At 51.0% G+C, this 14949-nt stretch carries 13 protein-coding genes and 1 pseudogene; all 14 read right to left on the bottom strand.

Translation table 11 applies throughout. The features are described from left to right. The coding region (locus tag D9742_RS21390; RefSeq protein ID WP_205712970.1) for a DUF6531 domain-containing protein at positions 1–2348 on the bottom strand (2348 nt) is incomplete at its 3' end. 20 nt (positions 2349–2368) lie between these two features. Continuing rightward, positions 2369–2812, bottom strand: coding sequence for a DcrB-related protein (locus D9742_RS21385; RefSeq protein WP_130238179.1), 444 nt, complete (start codon positions 2810–2812; stop codon positions 2369–2371). 23 nt (positions 2813–2835) lie between these two features. Next, positions 2836–5049: a type VI secretion system tip protein TssI/VgrG gene (gene tssI, locus D9742_RS21380; RefSeq protein ID WP_130238178.1), complete on the bottom strand. Its 2214-nt coding sequence runs from the start codon at positions 5047–5049 to the stop codon at positions 2836–2838. Positions 5050–5074: 25 nt separating this feature from the next. Further along, the gene (locus tag D9742_RS21375) at positions 5075–5461 is read right to left on the bottom strand and encodes a hypothetical protein (RefSeq protein ID WP_130238177.1); all 387 of its coding nucleotides are present in this window, start codon (positions 5459–5461) and stop codon (positions 5075–5077) included. Then, complete coding sequence (locus D9742_RS21370; RefSeq protein WP_205712880.1) at positions 5458–6159, bottom strand: hypothetical protein; 702 nt, start codon at positions 6157–6159, stop codon at positions 5458–5460. Before D9742_RS21370 ends, D9742_RS21375 begins: the two co-directional genes overlap by 4 nt. Before the next feature lie 128 nt (positions 6160–6287). Then, positions 6288–7367 (bottom strand): ISAs1 family transposase, encoded by a 1080-nt coding sequence (locus D9742_RS21365; protein ID WP_240780476.1) that lies wholly within the window; start codon positions 7365–7367, stop codon positions 6288–6290. 405 nt (positions 7368–7772) lie between these two features. Then, positions 7773–8135, bottom strand: a complete 363-nt coding sequence (locus D9742_RS21355; RefSeq protein WP_223424462.1) for a hypothetical protein — start codon at positions 8133–8135, stop codon at positions 7773–7775. 41 nt (positions 8136–8176) lie between these two features. Next, on the bottom strand, positions 8177–8773 hold the full coding sequence (locus tag D9742_RS21350; protein ID WP_130238176.1) for a hypothetical protein: 597 nt from the start codon (positions 8771–8773) through the stop codon (positions 8177–8179). Next, positions 8751–8942, bottom strand: a complete 192-nt coding sequence (locus D9742_RS21345; RefSeq protein WP_130238175.1) for a hypothetical protein — start codon at positions 8940–8942, stop codon at positions 8751–8753. The genes D9742_RS21350 and D9742_RS21345 overlap by 23 nt, the downstream gene beginning before the upstream one ends. 171 nt (positions 8943–9113) lie before the next feature. Beyond that, positions 9114–9227 (bottom strand): annotated as a pseudogene (locus D9742_RS23590) (hypothetical protein); the annotation flags it as partial. Positions 9228–9269: 42 nt separating this feature from the next. Continuing rightward, entirely contained in the window at positions 9270–9743 is a 474-nt protein-coding gene (locus D9742_RS21340) for a hypothetical protein (protein WP_130238174.1), read from the bottom strand. Continuing rightward, a complete protein-coding gene (locus tag D9742_RS21335) occupies positions 9728–10198 on the bottom strand; it encodes a glucosaminidase domain-containing protein (RefSeq protein ID WP_130238173.1) in 471 nt (156 codons plus the stop codon). Before D9742_RS21335 ends, D9742_RS21340 begins: the two co-directional genes overlap by 16 nt. A gap of 27 nt (positions 10199–10225) precedes the next feature. Further along, complete coding sequence (locus tag D9742_RS21330) at positions 10226–10996, bottom strand: TagF domain-containing protein (RefSeq protein ID WP_130238172.1); 771 nt, start codon at positions 10994–10996, stop codon at positions 10226–10228. Then, on the bottom strand, positions 10996–14862 hold the full coding sequence (gene tssM, locus D9742_RS21325; protein ID WP_130238171.1) for a type VI secretion system membrane subunit TssM: 3867 nt from the start codon (positions 14860–14862) through the stop codon (positions 10996–10998). Before tssM ends, D9742_RS21330 begins: the two co-directional genes overlap by 1 nt. Positions 14863–14949: the final 87 nt, after the last annotated feature.

Genomic DNA, 14949 nt, shown 5'->3' with positions numbered 1-14949 from the left:
TGCGTCTGGATGATGACCGGATACCCGCCCGCATTCAGCACAAACATCCGTATCAGACCGTCCGGGCGCTGTTCTCCCGTCAGCCGTCCGTCCGCATCGTGACTAAACCGGTAAAGCGCTCCGTTGCCGTTGCTCAGACTGGCAATCCATCCCTCCGCGGTATAATGCCAGCGCGTCTCCCGTTTCTCTTCATCTACGTGGAGCGCCAGCAGCCCGCGCGGCGTATACTGCCAGGACTGCACACTACCCGTGATGCGACGGTGGCTGCTCAATAACCCCAGCGCGTTCCACGTGTAACGGTCCTGCTGTTTACCGGGATGATTTACCGTCTCCGGCAGTCCCAGACGGTTATAGCGGATACGTACCGTTTTCCCCTCCGCGTCCGTCACCGCCGTCAGGTTGCCGTCTTCATCGTATTCATAACCCGTGGCACGCCCTGAACAGTCGGTGTAACGCCTCAGCTGGCCGCGCGCATCATGCGCCAGCGCAGCCTCGCCGCCCCGCGCATCCGTGCAGCTGACCGCTAGCCCCTGTTCATCATACCCGTAGCGCGTGACGCGCCCTTCCGGGTCCGTCTCCCGTATCACCTGGCCGTGTTCGTTGTAATCCGCCTTCCATACGTGGTCGTCATCCAGTGCCCGGCGCGTGATTTCAGCAAAACTGCCGTTCCACTGTGTATGTGTCACCCGGCCTGCCGCGTCCGTCTCTTTCACCACCCGGCTCAGGGTGTCGTATTCCAGCGTTACCCTGCGTTCGCCGGGGAGTTCCACCGCTACCGGAAAATGGTTTTCGTTGTACGTGAAGCGGTACATTCCGCCGCCCGGCGTCCGATGCGCAGTCACATACGTCTCTTCATCAAACCACCACTGCCACGTCTGCTCCGGCCTGCCGGTTACCACTGTCTGCCCGCCAGCAAAATCATAGTGGAATCGGTAATCCTCGCCGTCGCTGGTTGAGTGTTCCACCACGCGGGGGAAACCTTCAATCCCTTCCCAGCGGTAGGTACAGGTAAAACCCGTCGCGTTGCGGTGCTCTGTCATCAGGCCATTTTCATAGGCAAACTGGCGCACCGTCACACCAGCCCGGTTCACCACGCCAGTCAGTTGCCCGTTATCGTCGTAACGATATTCCACCAGGTTACCGGGACGCCCGCCCTTCACCAGTTCAATATGCGACAGGCGTTCCCCTGCTTGCGTCATCGTGCGGTGCAATAAAAGATGGTGTCCGCTGCTGGAGGCCACCCGTACCAGCCTGCCGTTCTCACGCCCGAAAGCAATACGCTGCAGGTACGGCGTCTCCATAAAAAGTAACGGCGCGACGCCGTGGTCATCAAATTCATCAAACACGTAATAGCTGCGGTCGGTGTAATGCAGCACATAGCGCCCGTCATGCAGACGGCTCAGGTAAAACTGCTCTTCCGGGTCGAATATCTGGTGGCCCGGTATCAGCATCTCTTTCGGATAACTCAGTTCCCGACCCTGTACACCGATGAAGGTGATATATGTTTCATCCTCACGCAGGTTTATCTCCCAGTTCAGCCGCCATCCTCTGCCCAGCAATCCTTCAGTTTCCAGGTGGCTGGCGTAAAAGCGCGAACAGGTGACGGGCAGGCGTCCTGGCAGGGTAAAATCCGTCTCCGGCAGCAAAATTTTTTGCCCAGTGGTGACATCTACCGGATTGCTGAACAACCCCATGACTGTGTCAGAGATGGCCATCCCGACCATTTCGCCACCAATAAATTTTGCCGCACATTTTGTACCAAATTTCGACCCCATCTTTGCCGCCTGACGCCAGGCGCCAGCCAGCCCGCCAAGCATTCCGGCGACCACATACAGCACATCCACCACCTGACGCAGCCAGTCAGGGATTTCCGGGCTGATTTCCAGTACCGTTTGTGTACCACCGCCGAGAAAGACATTGGGGGAGCCGTCCTCAATCACTGCATCACACTCAGTGTGGTCATCCTTGCGGGCAGCTGGCTGGCTGTTGATGTAGATGTTGCAGGAACCCTGGGCGATACGGATTTCCGGAGAATGGTCTTCGCATATCACCGTACTCAGTACGGCGCGGGCGGCCGGGCGACTGTTAGTGCTGACATTATCAGAACCGGTCAGAATTTTTCCCACTGTGGAATGTATCGAGCGCCCAATAGCCTCACCCAGTTGCAGGACTCCGGAAGCTATCTGATCAGCCAGAAAACTCAAAATCAGCCCGGCCAAGAAGCCGCAGGTAAAAAAAGCAAAGCTGGCGACGGCAATAATGGCGATACCTATGATGGCCCCTATCAAAAACCCGGCAAGGGCGCTGGTGTGGTAGATGGGGTCATCCACCCGTGCGGCTTCATACATGACAAAACCTCCCTGTTTTTTTAGCTTTTAGCAGGCTGAAAACTAGTCAACCATGCAGTCCATAGCTGGTCGGTGTGATCATCAAAAGGACGCTGAGTGGTCAGCGTCAACACCAGTACCTTTGCTGGCCCGGTGATAAACCCGGCCTGACGCTGGTACACTTCTGTTTTTCCAGAACGGTGGGTGGCGAGAATCTGCTCACCTGTGATGGCATCTTCGCCAGTTCCTGCCAGTGCCGTTCCCCGCGAAAGTACCCGGTGCTGGCTCAGGTTTTTTTTCATCAAGGCTATCTGGCGGTCAATATAGGTGGTCAGATTTTCATCTGGCCTGAGCGTATCGCGGGAAATATTCAGACTGGGAGTTGCCCTCTCATTGCCCGATGGGACGAAGATATTGACGGTGCGATCAAGAAAAGTTTCAGGCAGGGCAAAGCAGCCCTCCTGAATACGGTAAAGGCTGGTCATAGAAAAATTCCTTTTATATTTTTTTATTCAGAAACGTCCGGGGTAGGTAACGGGGCAATATCATCCGCAGTCATGGCTGTGCCGCCATCTGGATTCATATCAATGCCACTGCCAATGAGTTGCATAACATCGCTGGTGTGCAGTAAAAGTTGTTTTCCACAAAACTCAATCGAGCCATCCTTGTGTAATACAAGCGCTGCATTGCCGCAGCGAAGAGTTAATTGATCGCCAACATCCAGACGATAGGTCGTCCCGACATTGATGGTTTGAGCTAGTTTGACGGAAAGACCATCATTTTTTGTGATGGTGGCATTGCGGTCTTCTCCCACGCTGATGGTTTCATTTTTGACAATGGTTTTTGTGCGATCGACCATGATCGTGTGGGTTTCATTGTTTTTTACCGTAGTATTCAGGTCTTTTTCCGCGTGGAACTTCACTTCTTCCGCACCCGTTTTATCATCGAAGCGCAGCATATTTCCGTTAGCCGGCCCTCCCTGCAATGAGTGGCTGAATATCCCACTCTGCGACGCCATGCCCGGCAGCCCCCACGGCGGCATGGTGTCCTGGTTATAGGTGCGCCCCACGATGATGGGTAAATCCGGGTCGCCGTTTTTGAAATCAACCAGCACTTCCTGACCAATACGCGGGATCTGGATCATGCCGAATCCTTTCCCTGCCCACGGGTAGCTCACTCGGATCCAGCAGGAGCTGTTTTCGTCATTATTACCGTAACGGTCCCAGCCAAACTGCACCTTCACCCGGCCATATTTATCCGTCCAGATTTCCTGCCCTGCCGGGCCGGTGACGATGGCGCTCTGCGGGCCTTTGGTGTGGGGTTTGCTTAGGGTTCGCTGTGGGCGGTAAACTTCGCTGGTGGGGTGCAGTTCAAACGTGGTGACATAGGTAAAATGCTGCTCCTGACCGCTGTGCTGCGCATTATCCCGTAAAAACAGCGTGGTCTGTACCAGTAGGTATTCCTGGTTGACCTCTGCCGTTGGATGATTCATCAGCGTAAAGGTGTAACCCGTCATGAGGGTGCGGATATGACCTGCCCCATGTGCCCGGCTGCCGGGGCTGCGCTGCGCTTCCATACGAATGCGCGTCAGCATCTCGCCTTCGCCCGTAGTGAAGTAATCACCAGGCCATTCGTAATGCTCGTATTCAGCATGACCGGTATCACGCGGACTGGCCACGGTACTTTTCAGCAGCGAACGTGGCTTCATAAAATCAAAATCGTCCATCACCCACTTTCCAGTACGCAGCCTCTCACTGGCCGTAATGGTGTGGATAAATTCCTTGTCCAGTTTCAGCCCTTCCTGGTGCCACTCCACCAGTGGCGAGTCAGGGCACGCTTTATGACCATTGATGGCATCCGCCAGCACCAGCGTATGGCTGTTCTCGCTGTGCTCAAACCACCAGTAAATTCCCCACTCCTGCATCAGGCGCTGGATGAAATCAAAATCCGTTTCACCGTACTGCACCTGCCAGGCGCGGGGCGGATAATTTTCCACCAGCCGCTTTTCCACCGGAAAGGAATATTCATCCAGTACTTCATCGAGAATATCCACCACGGTTTTATTCTGGAACGCTTTGTAGTCGCTGGTATGGGTCAGCAGTTTCAGCCACGGCTCAAGGCGTAATTCATACGTTACCGAGCGGCCCTCATGGCCCACCACCCGCGCCGCTGTCACCAGCCCGCTGATATGCCGTTTGCCGCCGCCGTCCAGTTCGATACTGACGCACAGGTCTTTGCCCACCATCGGCTTGAGCGGCAGGTTGGCTGCGGGGGAGACATATCCGAGGTTCAGGGTATCCGGGGTTTTAAGCTGTACTGTGTAGGAAAACAGGTTTCCAAGCCCTTCCGAACCATTCATGCCTGCAAACAAAAGCAGCTGCGGCGGCACCGCACTACCACTTACTGTGACGCTATGCGCCCCCGGACCACCGGCTGCAAGCGACGCCGCCGAATCCTGAACTGCACCAGCCATATCCGAGATCCCTGCTGCTGCAGCGGCGGCCTGCGCTGCAGCTACCGCCGCTTTCACCAGTCCCGATGGTTCCGGCAGCGCACCAAACAGGTCCGCCGCTGCCTGTTCTGCCATCGGCTCGGCGGCACCAGATACATCGGTTGCGGCTGAACCTGTGCTCATACCGCCACTTTCGCCAGCTATTGGTGGTGTGGTGATGACGGGTCCACCGTTTCCAACTGGTTTATTACCCGTAGATACAAAACTCATGATATTTACTCCTTGTAATACCGGATTAAAATTTAGCCCCTGGTGGCCAAAAAATATAAGTAATAACTCGCCATTGCCCGTCTTTATAATGAAACCAACATGTCAGATTCAAATCTCCCTGCAAATTCCAGAACATTTCCTTAATAGGAATATCCTGAAATTCAGGATCTGTTATGCGATAAGTTTGATTCAATCCGATATAATACTCACCAACAAATTTATATCGTGGCCTCACGAATTCATGAGCAGGCGGTCCATATTTCTTCATAAAAAAGATATCATTACTCCCATCATGTATATCATTTTCTTCATAATATTTTGTGGATTGAGCAACTGCAGAAGGCTTGAAAACATTTACTGTAGTTATGTAACTTATTGAAAGGAGAATCACTATAATACAGAAAAATTTCATTTTGTTACATTCAATAAAGTAAATTTAGTTTCAGGCATTATGACATTCAACGTAATAGTTGCGTTTTTAAGGTATCGTTCCCGAAGTTCCATTCCCACATTCATCAACCCACTAATATCTCCAACATACGGAGACGAAGAATCATAATCATCATCTAAGTAACCAAGTACATGTCCGGCCTCATGAGGTATATTTACTTGCAACGTATTGTTACAGTTAATACATTTCGCTACTTTTTCCAGGTCCGCTGAATCAACATGAACCGTACTGTTTTTAAAATCAACATATGTTCTTAAATCAGCACCAGGCAAAACCTTTGTTGCAATAACCAACCAGTCTTCATTCTGAGATGCAGAAATTATTCTTACATCAAAAGGCAAAGCTTTACCCTGAAATTTTTTAGCGAACTCAGATTCACCGGAAACAGAATAAGTTATTTTCCCATTCCATGCCTGCTGAACAGATACATATATTGCTCGCATAAAAATAGCTTTTTCCCATATGGTCCAGTCATCTGTAACGGTATTATCCTTATACCACTCATACTTCCATCTTATCACAGCCGTAATCGAACCAGTATTTTGATTTAATAAATACGCCCTCCTACCATCCTTATGTATAATGATATCGCCATCAATATTTGTTTTTTCGTAGTATTCGGCCAGAAAACTATTCTCATCATATTTAAGCTTGGTCATTTTACTCTCATTAAATACTAATTGTTTGTATTGGAAATATTTTCGGGAAAAATATAATTTTATATATTATGAGTATTGCCCCATCAGCCGCAGCGCATCCACATTCCGTCCTTCACTGCAGGGCAAGATTACGAAAGCCCGCTCCCCGCAAGGACTGACGCCAGGTAGTTTCTGTCCATGGCTGCTTTTCGCATCTTACGTCTTAACCCTGCCTTGAATACCTTATCATTCGTCAAAATATTAATAGCGATGTGCTGTATCCCTGAGAATAATTCTGCTGCGTTTCCTCTTCTTATTTTGCAGTCGTCTTCATTCATTGCCACGTCCAGACGCCAGTGCATCTTATTCTCCACGTGCCAGTGGTTTCGGATTGCTGTGGCGAACTTCTCTGCGGTTAAATCAGCAGAATTGATATAATATCTGACCGTCATTTCTGGTTCTTTCTTTTGTTCTGCTATTATTGACCGAAAGGAGACTGCCACGCATAATTTCTTCAGCCCTTTCCATTCAAACGTGAAATCAATAAGTTCATCATTGGCATCGCAAACAATGTGAAGACGGATTTCTTCTCTGCCGTGACTCTTTTCACTAATTGCGTCACTGTCATGCTCTGGATTATTTAATTCTTTCAGCGGAAATTTTTCCTCAAAGGCTTTATTTAGCCGCCCCTGGTTTCCTTTTACAGCGAATAAATAATCACCTCCCTGTTTTTGTATCTTCTCTGCAATATCTTTCTGGCAACCCATCGCATCAGTTGTGATATTTTTTCCTTTAATATCCAACATGTTAAGAAGTTCAAGGATAGCTGTAATCTCATTAAATTTCTCATCCTTCTTGATCTGTCCGATGACCAGACTGTGCATTGTTGAGAACGCACTAATGACATGAATCGCTCCCCTGCGACGACTCTTGTCATAAGAGTGCCGGAGTGTTTTTCCATCAATTGCGATGACGCCTTTATCATCTGAAGAATGGCAGTCACGCATCCAGTTAATAAAGCACTCGTGAAATTTTGCAGGACTGATACAGGATACAACTCTGGCAATGGTATCGTGAACAGGAATACCATTTTCAAAATCACCATATTGTTTTAAAAAATCGAGATGTGTTTCCCCAAAATCCCCTATATCTTCCCAACCTTCTGCACCAGAAATAACGGCACAAATAGTCAACAGTAGAATATCTGACAATTTATGTTCCACTTTCAAAGCTTGTCTTTAATCGGGGATAATAGAAATATGCCCCATCAGTTTTTTAAGTTTCATTTTGTTCTCCTTAATTATGTAAGGAATATTTGATCATGTATAAAAAATAGCTTTAGGTAATGAGGAATATCTCAATTATTGAACATAAAATGTGAATTATTTAGTACAAAAAAGCAGCGTTACGTAATCTTTCCCTGCACCGCACTACCACTTACTGTGACGTTATGCGCCCCCGGACCACCGGCTGCAAGCGACGCCGCCGCATCCTGAACTGCACCAGCCATATCCGAGATCTCTGCCGCCACTTTCGCCAGCTATTGGTGGTGTGGTGATGACGGGTCCACCGTTTCCAACTGGTTTATTACCCGTAGATACAAAACTCATGATATTTGCTCCTTTAATACCAGATTAAAATTTGGATCCTGGCGGCCAATAAACTCGGGATATAACTATCCATTTACCATTTTTATAATGAAGCCAACATGTTAAATTTAGATCTTTATTGACATTCCAAAACATCTCCTTAATAGGAACATCTTTAAATTCAGGATTATTTGAAGGGTAAGTCCGTTCTATGCCACCATAATAAATACCCACAAAATCATGCCTTGGGTTTATGAAATAATGTTCAGGAGAACCATATTTTCTCACTAGTGAATCTTCATCATCCCCCCACTGAACATCTTTGTTATGCATCTCACTGGCAAAAATATCTAGAGTTACAAGTAATATCAATAACGTAAAAAATAGAGCAATTTTCTTCTGGATCATTTTATTACACTCGCAACAGAAAACGTAGTTAAGGGATATACTCAATTCAAGTCAATACAGACACCTTCCAGGTAGCGTTCCCGAAGTTCCATCCCAACATTCATTAACGCGGCAGTATCTGTTTTATATTTAGACACAGGCTTACCAAACTTATCAAGTTCATACTCATCTTCCAGATAACGAATCATATGTCCAATTTCATGAACTATATTTACCTGATAAAAACCACATATTGACTGATTCTCTGGAGCACATTTTTCTGATAACGAAGTATCTTTAAAATAAAAATGAGCAAACCGATTTTTCCAGTTAACATAAGGTCTGCCATCATCATTACCAGGAACGGTTCTTAATACGTCTACATTCCAGTGTTCTTTTTGATGGACCGGAATCATATTTATGCTGAAAGGCAATCGTTTACTCTTGAATTTCTCAGCAAAATCAGAGTCCCCTGAGACAGATAAAAATATCTTTTCATTCCATCCATAACAGATTGCAGAAAATGATTCATATATAAAACTAACTTCATCCAGGTATGTCCAGTTACCTCCTACATTGTTCTGATTCACCCAGTTAAATTTCCATCTCATTAATAATGCAATGTCGCCTGTGTCACTATTCAGTGATATATTCGCCATGTTCTGTATTCATCCTGATATACTTCCCATCTTCTACGGTATCAGGGCAAAGTTCATGCATGAGTTTAATCAAGAATTCATGCGATAGATTTATTTTACTCTCTCCAACAACACCATCCACATGTGTTGTGAGCGAACCAGATTTATTCCCTGAAGATACAGAACTCATGCTATTGACTCCTTTAATACTGAGGTAGAGATTTAGCCCACGACAGTCGTATTCCTGTTTTTTCACATCCAACAAAATAGAATATTAATAAATTAGGATAATATTTGTACTTTACTCACTCTACTTTCCATCTGAGTTCTCCGTACAATCGGGTTCTGACATTGAACCATCCTACTGAAATACACCACTTCCCCCTCTATCCAGTCGCAACGCATCCACATACCGCCCCTCGCTGTTCTGCTGCCAGAACCATCCATGCCCCTGCTGCGCCTGCGTTAACATTTTTGCTAGCCAGCACGGTCACGGCAGGCAATTCCATGACATGTACTACTCATCCGTACACCCCAGTCCCCGGCGCTGAACCACTTCACTGGCAAATGTTGCCCCGGTTTTTTTCATTATTCCTTTTTGTATTTTTTGCAGTGCGGGAAATGAGATTCTCCTGCATGAATCCTCTTCCCATATATCACCAGTTACAGGGCTAACTGAAAATAGCCCCCATACATCTGTTGCACCGGCGGAAGGAGAATCATAACCTACCCCAAAACTAAAATACCCAGGATGAAACGGGTTGCCTTGTTTATCTTTCAAATCGCCATCAAGAAAAACCCCAGGCAATTCCACATTGTATTTTTCAATTCTTAGTGAAAAAACTAATAATGACTGAGCCTGTATTACAGTAAGACCTGACTGGTTGACGTTCGTTAAATCAAACTCCGGTACATTCCTGATAAGAATTTCAGCGCAACAATTCACGGACACAACCATGAAAAGCAATGTTGATATTAATTTACAGGACACGTTATTCTCCGCTTAACCATATTAATCACCCCCACTAACTCACTAGCATAACCGGTATGACCGCCATTACTGTTTTTACCTGAATTAAAACCAGAATCAATCAATGCCTGCGCAAATTGCTCCGGGGATTTTTTACTTTTGACCGCATTACCAAATCGGATTGCAAAGGACTTTCCGCTAGTTGAAAAAGAGGTATAAGTGGCAACCCACACTTGATTACTCCCCAGCGGGTGAACCTGTCCTGACTGTAAAGGTGCCGGACCATGCATGGAAAAGTAGTTATTGTATTCTGTCGCGATTCTACCCTGCCCGTAAAAGGACTCCTTTGCAGCAAGCCCCAGGATATTTTCCACAGGCACATCAAGTTGCTTAGCGATTAATTCACATTCTTTCAGATATTGCTGTACAAACCTTACTGCACCAGTGTTATTACAGGCTTTATCATAAGACCCCATGATTCACTACTCCTTGTCTGATTATTTTTAATGCGGCCGGATATCCAGCCGAAGCGCATCCACATACCGCCCTTCACTGTTCTGCTGCCAGAACCAGCCTTGCCCTTGTTGTGCCTGCGTCAGTATTTTCTCTGGCCATCTCGGCCACGGCAGGTGGCGCACACCGGGCAGTTCCACTACTGGTGCGTCCGGCAAGCCGGTGAGTTCCCGGCTACGCTGCGGAACACGTCGTAAGCCGCGTAGCCACTGCGCCCAGCGCGGCCCCGGTCGCCATAGCGCCCACAACTGGTCGGTCTGCTCCACCAGTCGTCCGCAGCGTTCTGTCTGTGGTGAGACATGAGCTGCCGTCAACTGCGCCAGCCAGTACAGCCAGCCCTGTGTGTCATCCAGGCTCTCTTCCAGCCATTCCCGCCCGGCACGCTGGTAAATCACCAGCGGCCACGGTCTGCCCGTGCTGTCACGCGAGGCGGTCAGTACCCCGGTTAACCACTCATCGCGCCCACCAATGGGTAGAAATCCCGGCGACAGCGCAAAACTCCACGGCAATGGGTGGTGCTCCGGTAGTGCCGTTTTCTCACGTGGTGACAGGTGCATCCAGCCGTCATTTGTTCCGGCCTTCTCGGCATCCGCTCCTTCCGGCAGAACAATATGCCGCCCCTGCCCAAGCCACGTCTGCTGGTTCAGCCACGCCTGCCACACCTGCCCTTCGTTCGCGCTCACCCGCCAGCGCACGTAGTCCCGCTGATCCGGTAGTCTGCCAAACATCGCCGGAGCCGATACTGCCGTAGCGCGGCGCATCAGAGAATCCTCGTAGGGCAACTGAAGTTTTGCAGCAGCTCGCGATCCACCGGGTCAAAATCCCGTCCGGCGGTGATTTCCAGCACCACCCGCCGCCCGTCGAAGCTATACTCCACCTGCTGTGTTCCCCGTACCGCCGTTTCTTGCGCTCTCCCCGCATCCAGCAGGTGAAACAGCGCCCACGGTCCGTTAGTCAGTAGCGTCGAGGTATCCTGGCGGATGCGCGGGCTGGCGGTGATTTCTGCCATTGAGCCGTTGCGCGGCCCCGGCCAGTTCACTTTTAGCGGCCTGACCGGGCCATGAGCGTAACGCAGCACCTGACCGTCGATATCAATCACCAGTTCAGTGATGGCGGGGTCCATATCCACGACGCGGACCTGCATCGCCCAGGAAAACTTTTTCCCGCCGTCACCGTTAAAAAAAACGCTGCGGATCTGTTTTGCCTCCTGAAACGGCGTCAGGTCCGGCCCGAGCAATGTCATGTTGCCTTCGGTCGGTTTGTAGCGCCACGGGTTGCTGGCAGTGTCCGCCAGCGGGGCCAATTGTTTCGACCAGAATGCATCCAGCACACCGCCACTGGCAAAGATACGATTAAAATCGTCCGCACTGACTTCCTGCGGGCTGTCGGCAAAGGGGTAGCGCCCGTCAATGGCGTCACGGCATTCATCGCCGATCACCGCTTCCATTTGCGCGTTCAGCACTTCACCAGTTCCCGCGTTGATTTTGCGCGTTCCCTGCTGCGTGAGATCCAGCAGAATATTTTTCAGCGGCGCGGGCAGTTTTGCCGCTTCAAGCTGTAATTTATCCGCCGCCGAAATGCGCCCCGGTAATGTACTCGCCGCCAGCGCGCTGTCGGCGATGGTGAGCTGGGTGTAATACTCATTGAGCATCGTTAGCAGCGAATTAAGCTGCGGCGCGCTACCACCCTGCCCACTGTCTGTCCGCCCGGAAACCACTTCCCGTAGGGCGGCAAAACGGTCATCCACCAGCGATTTTTCCAGCCGCTCTTCCGGGTGGATGTCCTGCAGCAACTTTGCCGTCTGCACCGCTTTTCCTGCATTGCCAGAGAGCCGATCCTGCGCGCGCTGGGCCATCTGCTTTTGTCTGGCCTGCGCATCCAGCGGTGGCACCAACGTAGTCTGCTCCACCACCGCTTTACTCAGGCGCATCAGAGGTGAGTCAGGCGAGGCCAGTGTACGAAGCACCTGAAGGTCATACGCCAGTCCGGGGCTACCGTCTTCCCCGGCACTGTTGATGCTGTGAATACTGGCCAGAAAATCCTGCCAGCGGCGGGCATATTCAGCCAGGTACAGGCGGCGTACCTCACGGGTAACCGGGAGTTCCTGTCCCGGCAACTGGCTCATCACAATATCAGTCGTTTTTTTTTGCACGTTTTCCCGGCCCATTACCCAGGCGTCGTCAGTTGATGCAGCTGCCACAAACTCCGACAGCCGTTTGTCGAACAGTTCCCGGTAGCCTTCACGGGTAAAGATGCCGGGCACGCCCCTATCCAGCGGCGCGCCATCCGTGCGGACAAAAACCGTTCCCGCATCTGCGCCTACCGCACGAACCAGCGAAAACTCCTGCGGCGCTTCGCTCTCCATAGAAGCCAGTGCACGAGTGTAGATACGCTCAGTGCTGGTATGGCCGTCAAGGAAAGCCCGTGCCAGGCGGATCAGCCCCTCATCTTTTTCATAAGGCGAATGCACTACGCGGCTGCCGTCAAACAGGGCGTCGATATGTTCCAGCACCGCTGCGCGACCGCCGAACTCCGCCACGCTATCGCGGTTGTCCAGATCGCTCAGTACCCAGGAGTGGATCTCCGCTGCGTTGTATTTGCCCTCGTGGTCTTTATCGAGATTTAGCAGCAGATAAACATGCAGGGCGTCATAGGCGGCTTTACTGTCCTGACGGGCAATGGCATCCGAAAGCACATATTCCATGCGCTTCACCAGCGGCGGTAACAGGAGTTGGTCCAGCAGGCGGTCATACAGGGATGCCACGCTCTCCATCACTGGCGGAAGACTGTAAAGACCATAACGCCAGGCCAGCGGCGGTGAGTCCGGGTCCAGCCCCGGCCAGGCAGAGAGCGCCCGCGCCTGGTTCAGCAGGGCCGGAACAGGCTGCATAGCGGGCTTTCCGGTATAGGCTTTGACGTCACCATCCAGTTGAGTCGTACGGCTGGCGATTTCATTCAGATAACCGCTGTTGCCTTGCTGGCTGCCCTGCATTCCCTGCCACAACCAGAAAGCCAGCGCCAGTACCAGCAGATGCCCGCCAGTACGCAGCAGGCGATAACGCCAGGCCCATTGAAGATTCGGCTCCACCAGGTGTGCTTCACGGAAGATAAACTGGGTCAGCAGGTCATGAAGAAAATAGCTGCGATTGCCGTCCGGTAAGGTATGAGACGGTGAATCAGCCTTCCCTTTTATCGCCCGGACAAAACGCTGCCAGATGCCCGCCTGATCGGCCACGGCATCAGCCTGCGCCTGCGCGGCGCTGGTGAAAAATACGCCGCGCAGCGTGTTGTTAAGCTGGGTGGCGTCAAATTTTGAATCGAGAAAAATTTGTTCAATGGCTTCCAGTAGCGGTGCGCCCAGCGCGGCAAATTCACGCGGGAAGCGGTAGAGCCGTTGGCGGCTTTTAAGGTCGTACTCTTCCTGCAACCGGGTATCCAGCCCTTGATCCAGCCGGAGCGTCAGATTTGCCAGTTCCTGGCCACAGAGCGCATGCAGCGACTGCGGATCGCTGGCGTGACGCCTGCGGTTGTAGGGCAGGGTGAAGCCCCAGACCTGAGCGCGCAGGTGACTGGTCAGCCCACGGAAATACTCCGTAAAGCCCGGCAGCAGATCCATCTTAGTGACAACCAGATAGACCGGGAAACGAATGCCCAGCGTCTCACGCAATTCAGCCAACCGTGCACGCAGAGCCGCACAGGCGGCCAGCCGTTCCGCCGGGGACTGCGCGGTCAGATCTGCCACGTTTAGCGTCAGGATCACGCCGTTCAGCGGCGCGCCTGGCCGATGTTTACGCAGCAGCCCCAGAAACCCCTGCCATTCTCCGGCGTTACGTTGGGTCGTACTGCTTTCGCCACCGTCATCGTGACGGGCATAGCGCCCGGCGGTATCAATGAGCACCGCCTCATTTGTGAACCACCAGTCGCAATGCAGTGTGCCGCCACCTGGCACGGTGAGGATATGCGCGGTTTGCTCCATCTGCTCCGCCAGCGGAAACTGTAGCCCGGTATTAAGCAGCGCGGTGGTTTTACCATCGCCGGGGCTGCCGATAACCATAAACCACGGTAGCTCGTACAGAAAACGCTTTCCTTCCAGAACATTACGCCATCCAGGTAGGTCTACGCGCAGTTGCTTCAGTTGCCGTATAGCACGAGTGACAATATGACTGACGGTGCGCAGGTCAGCTTTAATTTCCCCTGCAACCGGCACGTCTTCCCCGCGCGGATGCAGGAAACGGCGCAGCAGTTGTTCATCCAGACGCAGCGCCCGCCACAGCCGGTACAGGCCATAAAGCGCATAAGACAGAAGGATCAGGCCGATAAGCGTCAGACGCAGCCACAGCGGCGCAAATGGATGAACATCACCGAAGGCCAGCAACGGTGAGACAAAGCCGATAACCAGGCACAGAACCGTAACGCCAATAATGCTCATCGACCAGTTAACCAGCCACAATACAAGGAACATCAGTAACAGAACGATAGTGACTACCCGGCTACCCACGGACGCAAGCGGATGCAAGGTGTCAAACGCCACCAACGGCCCGATAAACCAGACCAGCAACGCCAGCAGCACCACGCCGACAACGCACAGTGCGCGGCGGGAAAATAGCAGACTGAGAAATTTTTGCATTATATTTCGATTCGCCATCCTGTAATCAATAACAGCGGAATATTCGGACCAGAAGATAATTTTCCACTAAACTTTTCTAAAACTAAA

This window comes from Escherichia sp. E1V33, assembly GCF_004211955.1.
Classification (GTDB): domain Bacteria; phylum Pseudomonadota; class Gammaproteobacteria; order Enterobacterales; family Enterobacteriaceae; genus Escherichia.
Note: the sequence above shows the minus strand (reverse complement) of the source record. Positions and strands in the feature narration are given on the sequence as shown.

Bases quoted from the DNA above. Each gene is read 5' to 3' on its own strand.
- D9742_RS21375 (WP_130238177.1), bottom strand. From the start codon at position 5,461: ATGAAATTTTTCTGTATTATAGTGATTCTCCTTTCAATAAGTTACATA.
- D9742_RS21335 (WP_130238173.1), bottom strand. From the start codon at position 10,198: ATGGGGTCTTATGATAAAGCCTGTAATAACACTGGTGCAGTAAGGTTT.
- tssM (WP_130238171.1), bottom strand. From the start codon at position 14,862: ATGCAAAAATTTCTCAGTCTGCTATTTTCCCGCCGCGCACTGTGCGTT.
- D9742_RS21350 (WP_130238176.1), bottom strand. From the start codon at position 8,773: ATGGCGAATATATCACTGAATAGTGACACAGGCGACATTGCATTATTA.
- D9742_RS21355 (WP_223424462.1), bottom strand. From the start codon at position 8,135: ATGATCCAGAAGAAAATTGCTCTATTTTTTACGTTATTGATATTACTT.
- D9742_RS21385 (WP_130238179.1), bottom strand. From the start codon at position 2,812: ATGACCAGCCTTTACCGTATTCAGGAGGGCTGCTTTGCCCTGCCTGAA.
- tssI (WP_130238178.1), bottom strand. From the start codon at position 5,049: ATGAGTTTTGTATCTACGGGTAATAAACCAGTTGGAAACGGTGGACCC.
- D9742_RS21370 (WP_205712880.1), bottom strand. From the start codon at position 6,159: ATGACCAAGCTTAAATATGATGAGAATAGTTTTCTGGCCGAATACTAC.
- D9742_RS21345 (WP_130238175.1), bottom strand. From the start codon at position 8,942: ATGAGTTCTGTATCTTCAGGGAATAAATCTGGTTCGCTCACAACACAT.
- D9742_RS21330 (WP_130238172.1), bottom strand. From the start codon at position 10,996: ATGCGCCGCGCTACGGCAGTATCGGCTCCGGCGATGTTTGGCAGACTA.